Below are 21,276 nucleotides of genomic sequence, written 5' to 3'. Positions count from 1 at the left end.
CTCAAATACATTTAAAGTAATCAAAGGGTTCACGGCAACTGTCGCAGCGATACAACGCTTTACAGGCCGTGGATCCGAATTCGCTAATCAGCGAGGTATGGGTGCTGGCGCAGCGCGGGCACTGTACGTCAGTTGGCATTTCGGCATGACAGGCGTGGGCCTGCGGCGGGCTGATACCATATTGGCGCAGGCGTTCGCGGGCGTCCGGGCTCATCCAGTCAGTGGTCCACGGTGGGTCAAGCTGCAGGACGATATGTACTGGCGTATAGCCGTGCTCCGCCATCACCATGCGAATTTCACCCAGTAGATGCTCGGTGGCCGGGCAGCCGGAGTACGTCGGCGTAAAGCCGATTACCCAGCCGTCGCCGCAGCGCTCAACGCTGCGTACCATGCCGAGATCGGTGATGGTCAGCACCGGCACTTCCGGATCGGAAATCGCACTTAACAGCCCCCAAACGGTGTGCACCTCTGGCGGTGCGATCGCGGTAAGACGTTGCATAGCCACCTCCTGCTACCACTGCTGCCCAGGATACGCACGCTGCAAGTACTGCATCTCGGCCAACATCGGCCCGAGATGTTCGCTGTGTAGCCCCTGCTTACCGCCGTTGCGAAACGCCGCCTCTTGCGGAACCTGTAAACCAGAATCAATCAGCGCAGTGTGTACCGTCGTTTGCCATTCGGTTTGCAGTTCGCGCGGATCGACGGCAATACCCTGCCTGGCCAGAGCGAGCTCCAGTTCGTCGGCAAGGAACAATTCGCCGGTGTAACGCCACAGATTGTCCACCGCCTTCTGCATCAGTTGCGCGGAGTAATCAGTACCATTCCCCAGTCGTTCCAGCCAGCCGCGGCTGAAGCGCAGGTGATAACGCACTTCTTTCAGTCCTTTGGCAGCGATAGCGGCAATCTGCTTATCGCGGCTGTTAACCAAACGAGTGAACAGCGCCACATGCCAGACGTCGATAAAGAACTGGCGAGCAATCGTGTCGGCAAAGTTGCCGTTAGGCTGTTCCACCAGCAACAGATTGCGGAACTGACGCTCGTCACGGCCAAAAGCCAGCGTGTCTTCGTCGCCGCTACCCGCCAGTTCGGCTGCGTAGCTGAGGAAGTTGCGCGCCTGCCCCAGCAGGTCGAGGCCGATATTAGCCAGCGCCAGATCAATCTCCAGCTCCGGCGCATGACCGCACCAGGCCCCCAGACGCTGAGCCAGCACCAGGCCGTTATCGCCCAGACGCAGGGCATAAGTTGCAACGGGATTCAGGTTATTCATCGTTGCCTCACATATGTTCCATGCCGTCCGGCACGGTGTAGAACGTGGGATGGCGATAGACTTTGCTCTCCGCCGGGTCAAAAAATTCACCGCGTTCTTCCGGCTGTGACGCAACAATTTCGCTGGCTTTCACCACCCAGATGGAGCAGCCTTCGCTGCGGCGTGTATAGGCATCGCGTGCATTTTCCAGCGCCATCTGGTCATCGGCGGCATGCAGACTGCCAACGTGACGGTGCGATAACCCTTGTTTGCTGCGGACAAAAACTTCGTATAACGGCCAGTATGTTTTGCTCATGACTCTCTCCTTACGCCGCGTCGCGGGCCTGTTGCTTTTCGGCGTGCGCCAGTGCGGCCTCGCGCACCCATGCCCCTTCTTCCCAGGCCTTACGCTTTGCGCCCAGACGTTCGTGGTTGCAGACACCTCGACCGTTGATGACCTCATTAAATTCCTGCCAGTCGATCTCACCGAATCGATATTTCCCCGTCGCTTCATCAAGCTGTAGGTCGGCGTCCGGCACGGTCATACCGAGGATTTCTACCTGCGGAACCGTGTTATCAACAAAGCGCTGACGCAGTTCATCGTTGGAGTGCAGTTTGATTTTCCACGCCATGCTGCGGGCACTGTTCGGTGAGTTGTCGTCGTTCGGGCCAAACATCATCAACGCAGGCCACCAGAAACGGTTGATGGCGTCCTGCAGCATCTGACGCTGTTCCTCGCTACCGGTAGCCAGCGCCATACACGCTTCGAAGCCCTGACGCTGATGGAAGCTCTCTTCTTTGCAGATTTTGACCATCGCCCTGGCATACGGGCCGTAGGAGGTACGACACAGCGCCACCTGGTTAACAATCGCCGCGCCATCGACCAGCCAGCCGATCACACCGATATCCGCCCAGCTGAGGGTTGGGTAGTTGAAGATGGAGGAGTATTTCATCTGGCCGTCGAGCATCTTCTGGTACAGATCTTCACGCGCGCAGCCCAGTGTTTCCGCCGCGCTGTAGAGGTACAGACCGTGTCCGGCCTCGTCCTGTACTTTTGCGAGCAGAATGGCCTTACGCCGCAGCGTAGGTGCGCGGGTTATCCAGTTGCCTTCCGGTAACATGCCGACAATTTCCGAGTGCGCATGCTGGCCAATCTGGCGGATCAGCGTCTTACGGTATGCGTCCGGCATCCAGTCCTGCGGCTCGATGGCCGTTTCCTGCGCGATGCGCTGGTCAAAGCGTTGTTCTTCAGTCACGTCATCACCTTATGATTCCGATAATTTCAACAAATCAATATTTGTGAATCACTTTGTTTTATAAAAGTTACATCTTGGTTAAATAAAACCACAAATTTTGTTTGCTGGTTTTGCGATACTTGTCGCAAAGGGTTTTTGTTTATCCATTAATAACAGATAGATAACCAATGAAGGTAAAGTGTTCGCGATCTCATTGTTAACAAATTATTAAAATCTCGCTTGCATTTTGTGATTCATAAAAGAACTATTTAAAGAGATATTACGGAACACATCTGGAGATTAACGATGCAGCAGTTAGCCAGTTATTTATCCGGTGCCTGGCAGACAGGCCGGGGCCGCACCCGCACCATCCACCACGCCCTTACCGGTGAAGCGCTTTGGGAAGTGACAAGCGTTGGACTGGATATGGCGCAGGCGCGCCGCTTTGCTATTGAGCACGGCGGCAAAGCGTTACAGGCAATGAGTTTTATTGAGCGCAGCGCGATGCTAAAAGCGGTGGCGAAGCATTTAATGGAACTGAAAGCCGATTTCTATGCCATATCCGCGCAAACCGGAGCAACGCGCGGTGACAGCTGGGTCGATATCGAAGGCGGCATTGGCACGCTTTTCACTTATGCCAGTCTCGGTGCCCGCGAGCTGCCGGACGATACGCTGTGGCCGGAAGACGAACTGATCCCGCTGTCCAAACAGGGCGGTTTTGCCGCACGCCACGTGCTGACCTCCAAATCCGGTGTTGCGGTGCATATCAACGCCTTTAACTTCCCCTGCTGGGGTATGTTAGAGAAGCTGGCGCCAACCTGGCTTGCCGGGATGCCAGCCATTATCAAACCTGCAACCGCCACCGCGCAGCTCACTCAGGCAATGGTGAAAGCGATTATCGACAGTGGCCTGGTACCGAACGGCGCAATTAGCCTTATCTGCGGCGGCGCGGGTGACCTGCTCGATCACCTCGACAGCCAGGATGTGGTGACCTTTACCGGTTCTGCTCATACCGGACAGCAGCTGCGCGTGCACCCCAATCTGGTGGCTAAATCGGTTCCTTTCACCATGGAAGCGGATTCACTCAACTGCTGCGTGCTGGGTGATGACGTCACCCCAGAACAGCCTGAGTTTGCATTGTTTGTACGTGAAGTCGTGCGCGAGATGACGACCAAAGCCGGGCAGAAATGTACCGCTATCCGCCGCATTATCGTGCCACAGGCGCAGGTGAAAGCGGTCAGCGAGGCGCTGATTACCCGTCTGCAAAAAGTGGTAGTGGGCGATCCGGCGCAGGAAGGCGTGAAGATGGGGTCGCTGGTGAATAACGATCAGCGTCAGGACGTGCAGGATAATGTGAATCGTCTGGTTGAAGCCGGGTGTGAGGTGCTGCTGGGCGGAAAAGCAGATCTGAGCACGGCTGGGGCTTTCTTCCCGCCAACGCTGCTGTTTTGTCCGCAGCCGGATGAAATTGCCGCGGTACATGCAATTGAAGCCTTTGGCCCGGTCGCCACGCTGATGCCGTATCAAAATACCGAGCATGCCATGACGCTGGCACGCGCCGGTGAAGGCAGTCTGGCAGGAACGTTGGTGACGGCGAGCGGCGAACTGGCGCGAGAGTTTATCCTCGGTGCGGCCCGCGCCCACGGGCGTATTCAGGTGCTGAACGAAGAGTCCTCGGTGGAATCGACCGGCCACGGATCTCCGCTGCCACAGTTGGTCCACGGTGGGCCTGGACGTGCAGGCGGCGGTGAAGAGCTGGGTGGGCTGCGCGCGGTGAAACACTACATGCAACGCACCGCCATTCAGGGCAGCCCAACCATGCTCGCGGCGGTAAGCCAACAGTGGGTGCGTGGCGCTCGGGTGGAGGAAGATCGTATTCACCCGTTCCGTAAATACTTCGAAGAGATCCAGCCGGGCGACAGCCTGCTGACGCCACGTCGTACACTGACCGAAGCGGATATCGTTAACTTTGCCTGCCTCAGCGGTGACCACTTCTACGCCCATATGGACAAGATTGCAGCAGCCGATTCCATTTTCGGCGAGCGCGTGGTGCACGGTTACTTCCTGATTTCCGCCGCAGCCGGTCTGTTTGTTGACGCGGGCGTCGGTCCGGTGATTGCCAACTATGGCATGGAAAACCTGCGCTTTATCGAGCCGGTTAAGCCGGGCGACACTATCCAGGTGCGTTTAACCTGCAAACGCAAAACGGTGAAACGTCAGCGCAATGCCGAAGAAAAAGCGACCGGCGTGGTGGAGTGGTCGGTGGAGATCTTTAATCAGCACCAGCAGGCGGTGGCGCTGTATTCCATTCTGACGTTGGTTGCGCGTCAGCATGGGGATTTCCCGGCGTAAGATTCCGGTGTAGCTTCGCTCGATCAGGCTTGAAACAAAAAGCAAAAAACCTGCTTAGTTTCCTAAGCAGGCTTCTTAAATATGGCTCCTCTGACTGGACTCGAACCAGTGACATACGGATTAACAGTCCGCCGTTCTACCGACTGAACTACAGAGGAATCGTTGTGGAGGCTTATCTTAGCGGCGAAAAAAATTTTGTCAAACCCCATTTCCTCGAATGCGAATCAATTGATGCTTCTCTCGACAGTTTGTTGCATTTACAGACATTTTAAATAGAAAAAACTTTGCAGCTTTTTTGATTCTCCCTCATCATTTGAAATGAGGTTTCAACTTTCTTCGTTAAGGTCCACTTTGAACGTCTCCGCTGCCTTACACCAGGTCGCTTCCCGCACGCCCTGGTATGCCAAACGCAAGAGTTATAAGGTTCTCTTTTGGCGCGAAATCACTCCGCTGGCTGTCCCCATTTTTCTGGAAAACACCTGTGTGCTATTGATGGGTGTTCTGAGTACTTTCCTGGTCAGCTGGTTGGGAAAAGAAGCGATGGCCGGGGTTGGACTCGCCGACAGCTTTAATATGGTCATCATGGCATTTTTCGCCGCCATCGATCTGGGCACCACCGTGGTTGTAGCATTTAGCCTCGGGAAACGAGATCGTCGACGGGCCAGAGCCGCGGCCAGACAATCACTGGTGATCATGACAATTTTTGCTACCGTGCTGGCAGCGGTCATTCACTATTTTGGTCAACAGATTATTGACGTTGTCGCAGGTGAAGCAACGCCAGACGTTAAAGCTTTGGCACTCACCTATCTGGAGCTGACGGTGCTCAGCTACCCGGCGGCAGCCATTGCGCTGATCGGCAGTGGCGCACTACGTGGAGCCGGAAATACAAAAATACCGTTGTTGATTAACGGCGGCATGAACATCCTGAATATCATCATCAGTAGCATCCTGATTTACGGGATCTTTTCCTGGCAAGGTCTGGGATTTGTGGGAGCAGGCCTGGGACTGACCATTTCGCGCTACATCGGGGCGATTGCCATCATCTGGGTACTGATGATTGGTTTTAACCCCGCGCTGCGAATTCCCTTCAAAAGCTATTTTAAGCCACTCAATCTCGCCATTATCTGGGAGGTGATGGGGATCGGCATTCCGGCAAGTATCGAGTCCGTGCTGTTCAATGGCGGTAAACTTTTGACGCAGATGTTTGTTTCAGGCATGGGAACCAGCGTTATCGCCGGGAACTTTATTGCATTTTCTATCGCCGCGCTTATCAACTTACCGGGGAATGCTTTAGGTTCCGCGTCGACAATCATTACCGGCAGGCGTCTGGGAAATGGCCAGATTGCCCAGGCTGAAATCCAGCTACGGCATGTATTTTGGCTGTCGACGATCGGCCTGACGGCAATTGCCTGGTTAACCGCTCCTTTCGCCGGGGTGATGGCCTCATTTTATACCCACGATCAGGATGTAAAAGAGGTCATAGTCATCCTGATTTGGCTCAACGCAGCATTTATGCCGATATGGGCGGCCTCCTGGGTGTTACCAGCAGGCTTTAAAGGTGCGCGAGATGCACGTTTTGCTATGTGGGTATCGATGCTGGGCATGTGGGGCTGCCGCGTAGTCGCGGGTTACACCCTGGGTATCGTATTAGGATGGGGAGTTGTCGGCGTTTGGTTAGGTATGTTCTTCGACTGGGCCGTACGCGCCGCGTTATTTTACTGGCGTATGGTCACCGGCCGCTGGCTGTGGAAATACCCGCGCCCCGAACGCGAAAAGTGCATAAAACAACCGGTTGTGTCTGAATAAGCGGCGAAATGGGGAATATTTCAGCAAACGATCGCATTTATCCATTCAGGCTTTGACAACGCTGAGCGGCATCGCTAATATTCGCCTCGTTCAAACGATTCCTCTGTAGTTCAGTCGGTAGAACGGCGGACTGTTAATCCGTATGTCACTGGTTCGAGTCCAGTCAGAGGAGCCAAATTTAAGAAGCCTGCTTAGGAAACTAAGCAGGCTTTTTGCTTTTCTGCGATCCTATTCGCCAGGTAGAATGCTTCACTCCACACCAGGTTTTTCCATACTGGCGACGGGAGAATGTCCGTCTGCTTATGCAAAATGTCTCTATGATCCAATTCGTTAACGTCATGGTTAAGTATCTTATCGTGCAACGACATCAGAATGAGACCCATACTTGCCCATGCCGATACTGCTGAAAGCAGCGCTAACCGCTTTATTAGTAATTCCACTGAGTACAATAGCCGGTGAGAAAGTCACGCTACGTTGCCCGGACAGAGGCTGGGCGGAGGTGACATTTCATTTGTTCCAGCACGTTAGCGTGCTGTGGGAAAACAATAGTTTTTATGTTTCCGATGCCCGGCGTAGTCAGAGTAATAAATTCTATACGTTTACCAATCGAGATGTTCTTTCGGTGAAGAATGGATTTCAGTTTATTTATGCGGATTCGGGACGGGCGGTGTCTTGTTCGATATTGTCGCGGGTGCCGACGCAGGATCTGAGGCTGGAGACCTTGAGGTAACGCAGCTTTCTACCCGCCATTCAGCGACGTCAGGGAAGCCCGTTTACTCACGGGCTTTTGTAGTTAAATCTGATAATCAATCACCGCCTCATCTGGCTCCATCGCCTGACGCTTAATTTCATCGACGGATAGCCCTGCATTGCATAGCTCGATGAATCGCCAGACGTAGTTGCGCTGCAGCTGTCCGCGTTTAAGCCCTAGCCAAACGGTATTTGCATCAAACAAATGCCGGGTATCCAGACGGGTTAAGGTCCCCTCTTCCTGCTCGCCGCTGGATTGCTCTGCCACCAGCCCAATCCCCAACCCCAGCGACACGTAAGTTTTAATCACATCCGAGTCCTGGGCGCTGAGAATAATATCCGGTATCAGCCCTTTGCGAGCAAATGCTTCATCGATGCGGGAACGCCCTGTAATCCCCTGACGATAGGTAATTAACGGCCAGTGAGCAATAGACTCCAGCGTGAGCGGAGAGGCTTTCACTAACGGATGGTCATGAGGAACAAGCAGGCTGTGGTGCCAACGAAACCAGGGAAAAGCCACCAACAATGGATCGCTGCTCAGCCGCTCACTGGCAATTCCGATATCTGCCCCGCCATTTTGTAGCAGGACATCAATCTCCTGTGGCGTACCCTGAATAAGTTCCAGACGCACCTCAGGGAACAGCTCACGAAAATCTTTTATCACCGCAGGCAAGCTATAGCGTGCCTGGGTATGCGTGGTGGCAATCGTCAGAACGCCGGACGTGTCATTGGTAAACAGATCCGCCAGTCGACGAACATTGCTGGCCTCATTCAGAATACGCTCGGCAATAACCAGCAAGGCTTTACCCGGTTCGGTCATGCCCAACAGGCGTTTACCGCGACGGATAAAAATCTCGATACCAAGTTCATCTTCAAGTTCACGAATGTGTCGGCTGACGCCCGACTGCGAGGTGTACAGTATATTCGCGACCTCTGTCAGGTTGTAATCCTGACGGGCCGCCTCGCGGATTATTTTAAGTTGCTGGAAATTCACGTTTCGCTCCGGGCACATCAGACATTACGCTATTGTTAAAGTCTGATGCCCGGCATAACAAATAATAAAAACCTGCATCTTATTCCTTGCGGGAATAAGGTTTAGCTGACCAGCTGCAGCTCGCGATTTTCCAGCGCCGGACGGCTGACCAGCGACAACAGGATCTCCTTCACGGCCTGCGCCTGGGGCGATAAGCTCCCTCTGGCGGATACGTTCAACGATAATGGCAGATTCATCGACGGTGTTGTGATGCGCGCCATCCAGCCGTTAGCCGCATTGCATAATGAACGGGCGGCCGACTCAGGCAACACTGTGACACCCATACCACTGGCAATGGCGGCCGTTAGGGTGGAGATAGACTCAATTTCGCCAATCACTTTAGCCGTTAAGCGACGTAGCGAAAAAGCTTCATCCACGCGCAGGCGAACCGCGCTGTAATCCCGTGGCAAGAACAAATTCATCTGCGCCACTGCGGCTAAATCGACGCTTTGCCCCGGACACTCACGCGTGCCAACCAGGTACAGATCCTCTTTAAGCAACGGTTGACTGCTGATGCCCGCCACGGGTGAACGCTCATAGAGCACTGCCATATCTAATTGCCCGCTGAGCAGCTTGTCATTCAGCACTGCCCCACTGTTTTCATGCAAATAGACCAGCACATCAGGCAGTTCGGCACGTAGCGTCTGTAATAACGGCATGGTAATGGATGACGCGACTGTCCCCGGCGCAAGGCCGATAGAGACCTGTCCACTCAAGGTCTGGCCCACGTTATTAACCGCAAGTTGCGCCTGTTCGCACTGACGTAAAATCGTCCGGGCGTGGGTATATAGCACTTTTCCTGCTTCCGTCGGCGTGACGCCACGCTTGGTACGAATCAGCAATTGCTGATCCAGCTCACCTTCCAGCGTAGCGACCTGCTGGCTCAGCGCGGGTTGCGCAATGTGCAACACTTCCGCTGCCTGGGTCAGGCTACCAATATCGACGATTTTCACGAAATATTTCAGTCGTCTGAAGTTCATTTTGCCTCCTGTCGGAATACCAGAACCCGTGCTGGCAGTCATTAAATTCAGGATTGCAAGATGCTTGCCACTTTCGTCTAAAACGGTGTTTTACGGTTAAAGCCGCGTAAAGTCAGGAGTAAAAGCGAAGGAAGATCATTCTGCACACCTAAGTATCTCATTCAGGCTGCCCTGGAAGAGGTAGACACGCACCAGAATGGGGCAAAAGCATAAAAAGACGGAAAGATCGCCGCTTTGCTGATTTTGTCAGCAAACGAACACACAAATGTATTTACCCCTTTGACAAGCCTCACCACCCTCGCTAATATGCGCCTCGTTCAAACGATTCCTCTGTAGTTCAGTCGGTAGAACGGCGGACTGTTAATCCGTATGTCACTGGTTCGAGTCCAGTCAGAGGAGCCATATTTAAGAAGCCTGCTTAGGAAACTAAGCAGGCTTTTTGCTTTTATGCCATTGCTCATTGCGCATATCAAAACCTCAACTTAGTCTGGCCAACACTTCATTCATAATAGCCGCAGGTATTTGTTCCAGACGCTTGCCGTTCCAGGCTTCCATATCAATAGACAGGAACAACAATGAGTTGAGATGTCCACTCTTCGCTCACAGTAGACTTTAAACTCACCCAGTACGTCCGCTCTGTGCCCAGAAGCGGCGTTTTCTATCACCGCTGATATATTAATCAATGTAGAGCAGGCCATATTTATAATATAAATTGACGGGTACGCTGAATTTTACAGGAACATCTCCAATGAATATTGCCGCCTCAATTGCCCTTTTGGGCGCTTGCCCATTTGTGAGTCTGGCGGCAGTACCGGAGACCTTTTCCGAAACTGCCCTGGATGCCGCAGGGCCAAAAGGCCCTTTGAAAGGCACGTTACTCACCCCGAATTCAAAACCAACAGCCGTTGTTCTTATCGTTCCTGGCTCCGGGCCAACCGATCGGGATGGAAACAACCCGCTTGGTGTGAATGCATCGCCTTACCGACTTCTTGCTGAAGGCCTGGCTGCCAAAGGTTTTGCGACGCTTCGTATCGACAAACGTGGAATGTTCGCTAGCGCAATGGCCGTAGACGATGCCAATGCGGTGACGATTGCTGACTATGTTGACGACATTCGATCCTGGGTAGACGTGCTTAGACGTCACATGCACACTCCCTGTGTTTGGGTTTTAGGACACAGCGAAGGGGGTGTAGTCGCACTTGCCTCGGCTCAAGAAGAGAATGTGTGCGGTGTGGTTCTTATCGCAACGCCTGGGAGGCCGATGGGCGAGGTGTTGAGGGGGCAACTTAACGCTAATCCGGAAAATGAAATTCTATTAAAGCAGGCGCTGCCGATAATTGATGCTCTGGAGCATCGGCGGCGAGTCGATATTACGAATATTCACCCAGCACTGCAAAGTATCTTTAATCCTGCTGTTCAGGGGTTTTTGATCAATGCATTTTCATATAATCCGGGTCATCTCATTTCGAGTATTTCCAAACCCGTGTTAGTGCTACAAGGGCAACGCGATCTCCAGGTGGAAGAAACGGATGCAAGACTGCTTAAGGCCGCGAATCCTCAAGCGTCCCTGGTTATACTGCCCAATATGAACCATGTTATGAAAGAGGTGACTTCGGACGATCGCAAAGCGAATATCGCGACATACGCTGAACCCGCGCTCCCCTTAGCTCCCGGTTTAATCGACTCGATTGAGCATTTCCTGATCCGCAACTCACTTTTTCCCGAAAAGTAACAGCTGCTCTGCTCTCGGTGTCCTCCCAAAAACGGTTTACTTTTAAAGAGTTCAGCATGCTTTAAAGCATTCGTCTGCTCCATGCTCACAGCAGACATGGTCAGATGTCATTCCAACTGTCACATGCCGGAAGCAGACTCCCCATCCCCATCCGATATCCACCTCATAACATTTTTATAAATAACAACGCATTAAGAAGTTCAACGTAATACAATTATATTTCTAATTGTAATGATAACCATTCTCATATTACTATGATCGCGTGATAATTAACTTTTGATACATTCCACATGTCTGACCACGCCACTACCACTGCTTCCTTTACGCTCGAGTCGCTTTATGGCGCACATCACGGCTGGTTGAAAAGCTGGCTGACGCGCAAACTCCAGTCCGCCTTTGATGCAGATGACATTGCCCAGGACACTTTTCTACGGGTAATGGGCAGCGACTCGCTCTCGACGATCCGCGATCCGCGCTCCTTTCTGTGCACTCTCGCCAAACGGGTGATGGTCGACCTGTTTCGCCGAAACGCGCTGGAAAAAGCCTATCTGGAGATGTTGGCGCTTATGCCGGAGGCGCTCGCGCCTTCCCCCGAGGAACGCGAGAGCCAGCTCGAAACCCTGCAACTCATCGACAGCATGCTTGACGGGCTGAACGGAAAAACACGAGAAGCGTTTCTGCTTTCGCAACTGGATGGTCTGACATACAGCGAGATCGCGCTGAAGCTCGGTATCTCCGTCAGCTCGGTGAAAAAGTATATGGCAAAGGCTATCGAACATTGTCTGCTGTTTCGTCTGGAGCACGGCCTGTGAACGCTTCTATCACCGATTCTCGCCGCCAGGCATTGCGCTCGGCATCGCACTGGTATGCTGTATTGAGCGGCGAGCGTGTCAGCCCACAGCAAGAAGCGCGCTGGCAACAATGGTACGAAGAGGACAAAGATCATCAGTGGGCCTGGCAACAGGTTGAAAACCTGCGCAGCCAGCTCAGCCGCGTACCGGGCGATGTTGCCAGCCGGGCGCTGCACGATACGCGCCTTACCCGTCGTCATGTCATGAAAGGGCTACTGCTGCTGCTCGGCGTGGGCGGCGGCTGGCAGCTCTGGCAGTCTGAAGCCGGTGAAGGTCTGCGCGCGGATTACCGCACCGCCAAAGGCGCGTTCAGCCTTCAGCGGCTGGAAGATGGCTCGCTGCTGACGCTCAACACACAAAGCGCCGCGGACGTTCGTTTTGATACGCGTCAACGCGCTGTCCATCTCTGGTACGGCGAAATTGCTATTACTACCGCAAAAGACGCGCAGCAGAGACCTTTCCGCGTTGTGACCCGCCAGGGCCAGCTCACCGCATTAGGCACAGAATTTACCGTCTACCAGCATGACAACGTCACACGCGTTGTCGTTCAACAACACGCTGTTGAAGTCTTACTGGCAAATCGTCCGCAGGAAAAACGCATCGTCAGCGCTGGCGAGAGCCTGCAGTTTAGCGCGTCTGAATTTGGTGCAATAGCCTCAGCGGATGATGAAAGCGCCACCTGGACGCAGGGCATTCTGAGCTTCAGCGATAAACCTTTGGGTGAAGTGATTGCCACGCTGAGCCGTTATCGCAACGGCGTGCTGCGCTGCGATCCGGCTGTGGCCGGGTTACGCCTGAGTGGCACTTTCCCGCTGAAAAATACTGATGCAATCCTGGATGTTATTGCCAAGACTCTTCCAGTGAAAATTCAGTCAGTTACGCGATACTGGGTAAATATTTCCGCACTGTAAGAAAAATAATTCTCATTTCGATTGTCCTTTTTCCCCTTCTCATTCGACTCATAGATGAACACAACAAAAATGATGATGGAGAAGGTATGACGCCTTTACGCGTTTTTCGCAAAACAACACCTTTGGTTAACGCCGTTCGCCTGAGCCTGCTGCCGCTGGCCGGGCTGTCGTTATCCGCCTTCGCAGCGCAGGTTGATATTGCACCGGGTTCGCTCGACAAAGCCCTTAATCAGTATGCCGCGCTCAGCGGAATTACCCTGTCGGTTGACGCCAGCCTGACGCGCGGCAAACAGAGTAACGGTCTTCACGGTGACTACGACGTCGAAACCGGCCTGCAACACCTGCTGAACGGTAGTGGCCTGCAGGTGAAACCGCTGGGTAATAACAGCTGGACGCTGGAGGCCGCACCAACACCGCAAGAAGATGCCCTGACCGTGGTGGGCGACTGGCTGGGGGATGCGCGCGAAAACGACGTATTCGAGCATGCCGGCGCACGTGACGTTATCCGCCGTGAGGATTTTGCCAAAACCGGCGCAACATCCATGCGCGAGGTACTGAACCGCATTCCTGGCGTTACCGCCCCAGAAAACAACGGCACCGGTAGCCACGATCTGGCAATGAACTTTGGTATTCGCGGCCTGAATCCGCGCCTGGCCAGCCGTTCAACGGTGCTGATGGACGGTATTCCCGTGCCGTTTGCCCCTTACGGCCAGCCGCAGCTTTCACTGGCGCCCGTCTCACTCGGAAATATGGACGCCATCGACGTGGTTCGCGGCGGTGGCGCAGTGCGTTACGGGCCACAGAGCGTGGGCGGTGTGGTGAACTTTGTTACCCGCGCTATTCCGCAAGACTTCGGCATCGAAGCCGGCGTGGAAGGCCAGCTCAGCCCAACATCTTCACAAAATAACCCAAAAGAAACGCACAACCTGATGGTGGGCGGCACGGCGGATAACGGTTTTGGTACCGCCCTGCTTTACTCCGGTACACGTGGAAGCGACTGGCGCGAACACAGCGCGACCCGCATCGACGACCTGATGCTGAAAAGCAAATATGCGCCAAACGAAGTGCATACCTTCAACAGTCTGTTGCAATACTACGACGGTGAAGCTGACATGCCCGGTGGCCTGTCTCGCGCGGATTACGACGCTGACCGCTGGCAATCCACGCGCCCTTACGATCGCTTCTGGGGGCGCCGCAAGCTGGCAAGCCTCGGCTATCAGTTCCAGCCGGACAGCCAGCATAAATTCAATATTCAGGGCTTCTACACTGAAACCCTGCGCAGCGGCTACCTGGAACAGGGAAAACGCCTCACCCTTTCACCGCGTAACTACTGGGTACGCGGCATTGAACCACGCTACAGTCAGAGCTTTATGGTGGGTCCTTCCGCGCACGAAGTGGGCGTGGGATACCGTTATGTGAGCGAGTCGACGCATGAAATGCGTTACTACACTGCCACCAGCAGCGGACAACTGCCGTCCAGCGCCAGCCCTTACGATCGCGACACTCGTTCGGGCACCGAAGCGCATGCCTGGTATCTGGATGACAAAATCGACATTGGCAACTGGACTATCACACCGGGTATGCGCTTTGAACATATCGAGTCATACCAGAACAACGCCATCAAAGGCACACATGAGGAAGTAAGCTACAACGCCCCACTTCCGGCGCTAAATGTGCTTTATCACCTGACTGATAGCTGGAATCTTTATGCAAACACTGAAGGCTCATTCGGCACCGTACAGTACAGCCAAATTGGCAAGGCTGTGCAAAGCGGCAATGTGGAACCGGAAAAAGCGCGAACCTGGGAGCTCGGAACCCGATACGACGATGGCGCGCTGACGGCGGAAATGGGGCTGTTCCTGATTAACTTTAATAATCAGTACGATTCCAACCAAACCAACGACACCGTTACTGCACGCGGTAAAACGCGTCATACCGGACTGGAAACTCAGACTCGCTATGATCTCGGCACATTGACGCCAACGCTCGACAACGTTTCAGTCTACGCAAGCTATGCGTATGTGAACGCTGAGATCCGCGAGAAAGGCGATACCTATGGCAATCAGGTGCCCTTCTCACCAAAACACAAAGGCACGTTGGGCGTGGACTATAAGCCGGGCAACTGGACCTTCAATCTGAATAGTGATTTCCAGTCCAGCCAGTTTGCGGATAACGCCAACACCGTTAAAGAGAGCGCTGACGGCAGTACCGGTCGCATCCCTGGCTTTATGCTCTGGGGCGCACGCATGGCCTATGACTTTGGTCCGCAGATGGCAGACCTGAACCTGGCGTTTGGCGTGAAAAATATCTTCGACCAAGAGTATTTCACCCGCTCTTACGACGACAACAACAAAGGCATCTACGCAGGCCAGCCGCGCACGCTGTATATGCAGGGTTCGTTGAAGTTCTAAATCCCGGTTGACCGGCCTGCATGATGCTTTTGTAGGTCGGGCAAACGAAACGCCACCCGACGCAGGCAATTTACATGTTCACACTATTACGTACGCTATTCGCCGCTCTGCTGTTCACCGGCCATGCTTTTGCCGCCACGGTTCATGACGAACATGGCACCTTTACGCTTGATAAAACGCCACAACGGATAGTGGTGCTGGAACTGTCGTTCGCGGACGCACTGGCTGCTGTCGATGTCAGTCCGGTCGGCATTGCCGACGATAACGATGCCATGCGCATTCTTCCAGAGGTTCGTGCCCATCTGAAACCCTGGCAGTCTGTCGGCACGCGTGCGCAGCCGAGTTTAGAAGCCATCAGCGCGCTGAAACCGGATCTGATCATTGCCGACAGCAACCGCCATGCGGGTATTTACAGCGCCTTACAGCAAATCGCACCTGTGCTGCTGCTCAAGTCCCGCAATGAAACTTACGCTGAAAATCTGCAATCTGCGGCCATCATCGGTGCAATCGTGGGTAAAAAAGCACAGATGCAGTCACGCCTGGCGCAACACCAACAACAGATGTCAGCGTGGGCCAGCCAACTGCCAAAAGACACGATGGTGGTGTTTGGTACGTCCCGGGAGCAGCAGTTCAACCTGCATACTCAGGAGACCTGGACCGGGGGCGTCCTGACCTCTCTGGGGCTGACGGTGCCTGCAGCTATGGCGGGTTCGTCTATGCCGTCCATCGGTCTGGAACAGCTGCTGGCGCTCAATCCGGCATGGCTGCTGGTCGCGCACTATCGTGAAGAGAGCATCGTGAAACGCTGGCAACAAGACCCGCTGTGGCAGATGTTAACTGCGGCGCAAAAACAGCAGACGGCGTCGGTCGACAGTAACGCCTGGGCGCGGATGCGCGGCATTTTCGCAGCCGAACGCATTGCCAGCGACACGGTAAAAATCTTTCACCACCAGCCTTTATCCGATGTGAAATGACAGTTTTCAAACATCCAGCGCTACAGTGGGGGCTTCCCCTTGTCGCGCTTATCGCTATCTTCTGGCTGAGTCTGTTTTGCTACTCGGCCATTCCTGTTTCTGGCGTTGATGCCATTCACGCCCTGCTGCCAGGCCATACGCCGACGCTTCCACAAGCGCTGGTGCAAAACCTTCGTTTGCCGAGAAGCCTGGTCGCCATTTTGATCGGCGCAAGCCTGGCTCTGGCGGGAACGCTGCTGCAGACCCTGACGCATAATGCAATGGCCTCCCCTTCACTACTCGGTATTAACAGTGGCGCAGCGCTGGCGATGGCGCTTACCAGCGCTATCAGCCCTGCGCCAGCTACGGGTTACTCCATCGCCTTTATCGCCGCCTGCGGCGGTGGCGTAAGCTGGCTGATGGTGATGACCGCAGGTGGTGGATTTCGCCACACCCAGGACAGAAACAAACTGATCCTCGCGGGCATCGCGTTCTCGGCTTTCTGCATGGCCCTTACCCGCATCACTCTGCTGCTGACGGAAGATCACGCCTACGGCATTTTTTACTGGCTTGCGGGAGGCGTATCCCACGCACGTTGGCAGGAGTTCTGGCAGCTTTTCCCAATGGTAGTGGTTGCTGTACCGGTGGTATTGCTGCTGGCTAATCAACTGAACCTGCTTAACGTCAGTGACAGCACCGCCCGCACGCTGGGGGTGAATCTGCCGAAGCTCCGTTTGATCATCAATATTCTGGTGCTGCTTCTGGTCGGTACCTGCGTCAGCGTGGCAGGTCCGGTGGCGTTTATCGGTCTGCTGATGCCGCATCTGGCTCGCTTCTGGGTGGGATTCGATCAGCGCAAGGTCCTGCCGATGAGCATGCTTATGGGCGCCACGCTGCTGCTGCTGGCTGATGTTCTGGCCCGAGCGCTGGCCTTCCCTGGCGAATTGCCCGCGGGGGCAGTAGTGGCGCTGATTGGTGCACCCTGTTTTGTCTGGTTGGTCAGGAGGCGTGGATGAAAATTGCGTTCGTCATTTTCATCGCCCTCGCGCTGGCAGGACTTTCGGCTTTGTCACTACAAATGGGGGTGATCGCCGTTCCCTGGCGTGCTCTGCTGAGCGACTGGCAGACCGGGCGCGAATATCATTACGTATTAACGGCGTACCGCCTGCCGCGACTGCTGCTGGCGCTGCTTGTCGGTGCAGCCCTCGCGGTGGCAGGCGCGCTGGTGCAAGGGATCGTGCGTAACCCTTTGGCATCACCGGATATCCTCGGCGTAAACCATGCCGCCAGTCTTGCCTCTGTAGGCGCACTGCTTCTCTTACCGTCACTACCGGTGATTGCTCTGCCGCTGCTGGCCTTTGCCGGTGGCATGGCGGGCCTGATCCTGCTGAGAATACTGGCGAACACCAGCCAGCCGATGAAGCTGGCGCTCACGGGTGTTGCGCTCTCTGCCTGCTGGGCCAGCCTGACGGATTATCTGATGCTTTCGCACCCGCAGGATGTGAACAGCGCCCTGCTGTGGCTGACCGGCAGCTTATGGGGCCGTGACTGGAGCTTTGTGAAAATAGCCGCCCCACTGCTGATTTTGTTTCTGCCGCTGAGTCTGCGTTTTTGCCGCGATCTCGACCTCCTGGCATTGGGCGATGCGCGCGCCACCACGCTCGGTGTGTCGGTGCCGCGTATTCGGCTCCAGGCTTTACTACTGGCCGTCGCCATGACATCGACCGGCGTGGCCGTCTGCGGCCCAATTAGCTTTATTGGTCTTGTGGTGCCGCATATGGTGCGCAGCATTACCGGTGGACGTCACCGCTGGCTGCTGCCCGTTTCAGCCATGGCAGGTGCGTTGCTGCTGGTGGTTGCCGACCTGCTGGCGCGAATTGTTCATCCTCCTCTGGAACTTCCGGCTGGCGTGCTGACCGCCATTATCGGTGCACCATGGTTTGTCTGGCTGCTTGTGAGAATGCGATAAATGACATTACGAACTGAAAATCTGACGGTCTGTTACGGGATAAACAAGGTGCTTGATGGCGTTTCACTCGCCCTACCAGCGGGGAAGACAACCGCCCTGCTCGGCCCTAACGGCTGCGGGAAGTCAACGTTGTTAAACTGTTTTTCACGACTGTTAACGCCGCAGTCCGGCGGCGTATTTCTCGGCGATAGAGCCATCAATACGCTCTCATCACGCCAGCTAGCCCGCAGGCTGGCGCTGCTGCCCCAGCACCATTTAACTCCCGAGGGGATCACCGTCCAGGAGCTTGTTTCGTACGGTCGCAACCCGTGGTTGTCACTCTGGGGACGTCTCTCCGTTGAAGACAATACGCGGGTCCATGATGCTATGAGCCAGACCCGGATCCAACATCTTGCCGACCGACGGTTAACCGATCTTTCTGGCGGTCAGCGACAGCGCGCATTTCTGGCGATGGTCCTGGCGCAGGATACGCCCGTTGTACTACTCGATGAGCCAACCACCTATCTCGATATCAATCATCAGGTGGAACTGATGCGGCTGATGGGCGAACTCCGGGCTCAGGGGAAAACGGTGGTCGCCGTGCTGCACGACCTTAATCAGGCCAGCCGGTACTGCGACCATCTGGTGGTCATGGCGAACGGACATGTTATGGCGCAAGGCACACCAGAAGAGGTGATGAACCCTGGATTGCTGAGAACCGTATTCAGCGTGGATACGGAGATACACCCCGAACCAGTATCTGGCAGGCCGATGTGTGTAGTGAGGTAGATGATACAGTCTGTAATGGTACCAGGGTCTCAACAGGTCGCTTGTCATATCACTCATGCTGCGATGACTTCACTCTGCCCTGTGAGTTCAATCGGTCGATGCAACGCTATCCTTAATCGAAGGGGGACGTTGGACGTTCACTAGAATACGGCAGATTCCGGTGTGATGATTAACCATTACGCGTGGTTGCCGTTGTATCAACGTACTATCCTGGAAAGGATAAAATCCACACATCCCTCTATAGAAACGCATAGCAATTCATAAGAAAATCTGTCTGCGCATCACCACTGATTTTTTTATGAAAATTATTTGACTGATCGTTCCATAATCAATACTATGCCGCCTCAACTCATTTCAAGTCCCACATCCCTATGAGTGCTGAAAAACCAACCTTTCCAGGTCGTCCACGAAAGTTCGAAGATCAGGATGTCATTGATGCTGCCGTCGCTGTTTTCAGCGCCAATGGTTATGCAGGCACCTCTGCGCAAGATTTATGCAATGGTACGGGATTAGGGCGGGGAAGCCTATACAATGCCTTTGGAAGCAAGCAAGCCCTGTACGAGCAAGCTTTGTTGCGCAGCCACGAACAAACTATGTCAGCACAGTTAACAATACTCACACAACCAGGTCTGGTAAAAGAGCGATTGCATACACTTCTGCTCTGGGGTATTGCCGAAGATCTTTCTCAGCCAGAGCAGCATGATGCGATGGTCTTATTTTCAGCCTTAGAGATGGGCAGTAAAGATGAAGCCGTTGCGAGCCTGAATAATGAATATCGTCAGCATTTAGAAAAAACGCTGGTGTCGGTATTCATCGAAGGCCAACGAAGCGGCGAACTGAACAATAAAGCATCAGCCGTCGAAATGGCGAGAGGCTTTATGGCAGGCTATTACGGTTTACGTGTACTGAATAAAAACATTACAGATAGAAAAATCCTCGAAGATGTCGTCGCTGGTCTGTTAATCAATTTATAAATTTAAGCGAAAAAATTCATTATTTACTTGCACTCATTTTTGTAACGATCATTCCAATACAAGGAAAAATAAAAAAACATGCCATTAGTCGTTTATATTTTAGGGTTAGCCATTTTTTCATTAGGTACAGCAGAGTTAATGGTGGCGGGTATGATGACCACGCTATCGGAAGCATTTGGTGTTACAGTCGGCGAAGTCGGGCATTTGATTTCATATTATGCATTCGGTGTAATGCTAGGTGGCCCGGTATTAACCTACACCTTTCTTAAGTTTAAAGCGCCCTATCGCTCAACATTATTATGGCTGTTAGGGTTATATGTTATCGTACAAGGATTAAGCGTCGTTGCCTCTGATTACAATGTGTTAGTTGCCATTCGAATCGTGACAGGTATTTTATGTGCAGGGTGTTTAAGTCTTTCACTCGCGACAAGTATGGCTCTTGTATCTGTTGAAAATCGCCCTCGTGCCGCATCAATAGTGATAGCAGGTTTTATGGTATCCAATGTCTTTGGTGTACCTATCGCGACAATCATTGACCAGCACTGGGGCTGGAAAATGAGTTTTGGGCTGGTCGCGGTCCTGGTTTTCATATGCCTGCTAGCATTAGTACGTTTATTGCCACATATGAGCGGCGGCGGTGCTATCAAGATGGCTGAAGAGATTAAGGCATTTAAAAATAAAGCCTATTGGAAAGCCTGTGCAACCAGCTGTTTGATTTTGGGAGCAAGTTTTGCGGCATTCAGTTATTTTGTTCCCGTGCTGACTGATGTCAGTGAATTTACAATGCAGACGGTTCCCTTCATTTTGATGCTTTATGGACTAGCCAATATCATCGGGAATATGGTAACGGGACGTCTTGCATATCGCCATAGTTTAACTGTTATGGTTGTCGGCTTAACAATATTGAGTATTTCTTTGCTCGGCATGGCGCTATTTGTTCAATATCAGGTCATTGCTATTCTGGCTGTTATACTTATCGGTTTATCTGGCGTGCCAATGAATCCGGCAATGATGGCAAGAATTGTCAGCGTGGCACATCCAGGGCCAATGGTCAATGCCGTTCATACTTCCGTGATCAATATTGGATTAGGTGGCGGTTCTTATTTAGGTGGAATGGCAATTTCATCTGGATTCGGTTTACGTTCAGCTCTATGGATTGGAATGGTATTAGCGGTTCTGGCTTTATTATCCGTATTACCTTATATCCGTCGTAGTAAACAAGGCTGGAGTTAATAGGTTCTGAAGATAAAAATGCCCCACTTATAAAAATTACGGGGCGTCGATTTATCCGTTAAATTTTATTCA

General features: G+C 53.4%; 18 protein-coding genes and 3 tRNA genes. 14 read left to right on the top strand and 7 right to left on the bottom strand.

Annotation, left to right across the window (positions count from 1 at the left end; genetic code table 11):
- Window position 1: 1 nt before the first annotated feature.
- From paaD to paaA, 4 genes are read right to left on the bottom strand one after another with little or no spacing between them, the layout of a single operon-like run.
- Entirely contained in the window at window positions 2-499 is a 498-nt protein-coding gene (gene paaD, locus OGY09_RS18090; protein ID WP_032943004.1) for a 1,2-phenylacetyl-CoA epoxidase subunit PaaD, read from the bottom strand.
- A gap of 12 nt (window positions 500-511) precedes the next feature.
- Window positions 512-1,267 (bottom strand): 1,2-phenylacetyl-CoA epoxidase subunit PaaC, encoded by a 756-nt coding sequence (gene paaC, locus OGY09_RS18085; protein ID WP_032943002.1) that lies wholly within the window; start codon window positions 1,265-1,267, stop codon window positions 512-514.
- A gap of 7 nt (window positions 1,268-1,274) precedes the next feature.
- Entirely contained in the window at window positions 1,275-1,562 is a 288-nt protein-coding gene (paaB, locus tag OGY09_RS18080; RefSeq protein WP_032943000.1) for a 1,2-phenylacetyl-CoA epoxidase subunit PaaB, read from the bottom strand.
- Between the two features lie 10 nt (window positions 1,563-1,572).
- Window positions 1,573-2,502 carry a 1,2-phenylacetyl-CoA epoxidase subunit PaaA gene (gene paaA, locus OGY09_RS18075; RefSeq protein ID WP_032942998.1) on the bottom strand — a complete coding sequence of 310 codons (930 nt, stop codon included), beginning with the start codon at window positions 2,500-2,502 and terminating at the stop codon, window positions 1,573-1,575.
- A gap of 285 nt (window positions 2,503-2,787) precedes the next feature.
- On the opposite strand from paaA, the gene paaZ reads away from it, so the two are divergent.
- On the top strand, window positions 2,788-4,833 hold the full coding sequence (gene paaZ, locus OGY09_RS18070; RefSeq protein ID WP_032942996.1) for a phenylacetic acid degradation bifunctional protein PaaZ: 2,046 nt from the start codon (window positions 2,788-2,790) through the stop codon (window positions 4,831-4,833).
- 82 nt (window positions 4,834-4,915) lie between these two features.
- On the opposite strand, the gene OGY09_RS18065 is transcribed toward paaZ, so the two are convergent.
- A tRNA-Asn gene (locus OGY09_RS18065) sits at window positions 4,916-4,991 on the bottom strand.
- A gap of 160 nt (window positions 4,992-5,151) precedes the next feature.
- On the opposite strand from OGY09_RS18065, the gene OGY09_RS18060 reads away from it, so the two are divergent.
- A complete protein-coding gene (locus OGY09_RS18060; protein ID WP_122973781.1) occupies window positions 5,152-6,639 on the top strand; it encodes an EmmdR/YeeO family multidrug/toxin efflux MATE transporter in 1,488 nt (495 codons plus the stop codon).
- A gap of 99 nt (window positions 6,640-6,738) precedes the next feature.
- Window positions 6,739-6,814 (top strand) — tRNA-Asn (locus OGY09_RS18055).
- 618 nt (window positions 6,815-7,432) lie between these two features.
- Here the strand turns inward: OGY09_RS18055 and cbl are convergent.
- Together cbl and nac are read right to left on the bottom strand one after the other, a co-directional pair.
- The gene (gene cbl, locus OGY09_RS18050) at window positions 7,433-8,383 is read right to left on the bottom strand and encodes an HTH-type transcriptional regulator Cbl (protein ID WP_032942990.1); all 951 of its coding nucleotides are present in this window, start codon (window positions 8,381-8,383) and stop codon (window positions 7,433-7,435) included.
- Between the two features lie 101 nt (window positions 8,384-8,484).
- A complete protein-coding gene (nac, locus tag OGY09_RS18045; protein WP_008784390.1) occupies window positions 8,485-9,402 on the bottom strand; it encodes a nitrogen assimilation transcriptional regulator NAC in 918 nt (305 codons plus the stop codon).
- A gap of 326 nt (window positions 9,403-9,728) precedes the next feature.
- Between nac and OGY09_RS18040 the strand changes: the two genes are divergently transcribed.
- The 11 genes from OGY09_RS18040 to OGY09_RS17990 all read left to right on the top strand — a co-directional run bounded on the left by OGY09_RS18040 (window position 9,729) and on the right by OGY09_RS17990 (window position 21,204).
- Window positions 9,729-9,804, top strand: a tRNA-Asn gene (locus OGY09_RS18040).
- A 346-nt stretch (window positions 9,805-10,150) separates the two neighbouring features.
- Window positions 10,151-11,134 (top strand): alpha/beta hydrolase, encoded by a 984-nt coding sequence (locus tag OGY09_RS18035; RefSeq protein ID WP_050592501.1) that lies wholly within the window; start codon window positions 10,151-10,153, stop codon window positions 11,132-11,134.
- Window positions 11,135-11,424: 290 nt separating this feature from the next.
- On the top strand, window positions 11,425-11,946 hold the full coding sequence (fecI, locus tag OGY09_RS18030) for a ferric citrate uptake sigma factor FecI (protein WP_008784388.1): 522 nt from the start codon (window positions 11,425-11,427) through the stop codon (window positions 11,944-11,946).
- Window positions 11,943-12,896, top strand: a complete 954-nt coding sequence (gene fecR, locus OGY09_RS18025) for a ferric citrate uptake sigma factor regulator FecR (protein WP_032942987.1) — start codon at window positions 11,943-11,945, stop codon at window positions 12,894-12,896. The genes fecI and fecR overlap by 4 nt, the downstream gene beginning before the upstream one ends.
- Before the next feature lie 86 nt (window positions 12,897-12,982).
- Complete coding sequence (gene fecA / locus OGY09_RS18020; RefSeq protein WP_032942986.1) at window positions 12,983-15,307, top strand: TonB-dependent Fe(3+) dicitrate receptor FecA; 2,325 nt, start codon at window positions 12,983-12,985, stop codon at window positions 15,305-15,307.
- Window positions 15,308-15,381: 74 nt separating this feature from the next.
- Window positions 15,382-16,281, top strand: a complete 900-nt coding sequence (locus tag OGY09_RS18015; RefSeq protein WP_032942984.1) for a Fe(3+) dicitrate ABC transporter substrate-binding protein FecB — start codon at window positions 15,382-15,384, stop codon at window positions 16,279-16,281.
- Window positions 16,278-17,276 carry an iron-dicitrate ABC transporter permease FecC gene (gene fecC, locus OGY09_RS18010; RefSeq protein WP_032942983.1) on the top strand — a complete coding sequence of 333 codons (999 nt, stop codon included), beginning with the start codon at window positions 16,278-16,280 and terminating at the stop codon, window positions 17,274-17,276. The genes OGY09_RS18015 and fecC overlap by 4 nt, the downstream gene beginning before the upstream one ends.
- Window positions 17,273-18,229, top strand: a complete 957-nt coding sequence (gene fecD, locus OGY09_RS18005; protein WP_032942982.1) for a Fe(3+) dicitrate ABC transporter permease subunit FecD — start codon at window positions 17,273-17,275, stop codon at window positions 18,227-18,229. The genes fecC and fecD overlap by 4 nt, the downstream gene beginning before the upstream one ends.
- A complete protein-coding gene (gene fecE, locus OGY09_RS18000) occupies window positions 18,230-18,997 on the top strand; it encodes a Fe(3+) dicitrate ABC transporter ATP-binding protein FecE (protein ID WP_032942981.1) in 768 nt (255 codons plus the stop codon). It begins immediately after the preceding gene.
- A 371-nt stretch (window positions 18,998-19,368) separates the two neighbouring features.
- Window positions 19,369-19,971 carry a TetR/AcrR family transcriptional regulator gene (locus OGY09_RS17995; RefSeq protein WP_032942979.1) on the top strand — a complete coding sequence of 201 codons (603 nt, stop codon included), beginning with the start codon at window positions 19,369-19,371 and terminating at the stop codon, window positions 19,969-19,971.
- Window positions 19,972-20,049: 78 nt separating this feature from the next.
- On the top strand, window positions 20,050-21,204 hold the full coding sequence (locus OGY09_RS17990; protein ID WP_032942977.1) for an MFS transporter: 1,155 nt from the start codon (window positions 20,050-20,052) through the stop codon (window positions 21,202-21,204).
- Window positions 21,205-21,276 lie beyond the last annotated feature (72 nt).

The organism is Citrobacter sp. Cpo071 (assembly GCF_030332765.1).
In the GTDB taxonomy this organism is placed as follows: Bacteria; Pseudomonadota; Gammaproteobacteria; order Enterobacterales; family Enterobacteriaceae; genus Citrobacter; species Citrobacter portucalensis.
The sequence above is the reverse complement of the archived record's forward strand: the minus strand, read 5'-3'. Positions and strand labels throughout refer to the sequence as shown.